Source organism: Bradyrhizobium uaiense, assembly GCF_010811875.1.
Classification (GTDB): domain Bacteria; phylum Pseudomonadota; class Alphaproteobacteria; order Rhizobiales; family Xanthobacteraceae; genus Bradyrhizobium; species Bradyrhizobium uaiense.
This window is the reverse complement of record NZ_VKHP01001055.1, coordinates 1-240: the sequence shown is the minus strand read 5'-3', so window position 1 is coordinate 240 and position 240 is coordinate 1. Positions and strand designations below refer to the sequence as shown.

At 67.9% G+C, this 240-nt stretch carries 1 pseudogene; it reads left to right on the top strand.

The features are described from left to right. Positions 1 to 114: 114 nt before the first annotated feature. Positions 115 to 240 (top strand): annotated as a pseudogene (locus tag FNJ47_RS52705) (magnesium transporter); the annotation flags it as partial.

Genomic DNA, 240 nt, shown 5'->3' with positions numbered 1-240 from the left:
ACCTCCACCAGCGGCCCGACCGCGTTGCGTAGCCGCAGCAGGTCGCGCCGCAGCAGATAGAGCCGCTCGATCTGTGCCCGCGTCATCGCGCTCGCCAGCACCTCCGCCTCCATCGCCTCGACCTCCTACACGCCGGTCCGCGAGCGTTGCGAGAGCTGCCCGCGCGCTCTCGCCCGGGGCGAGGACTACATCCTCTATGCCATCCTCGATTTCATCGTCGACAACTACTCACCGGTGCTC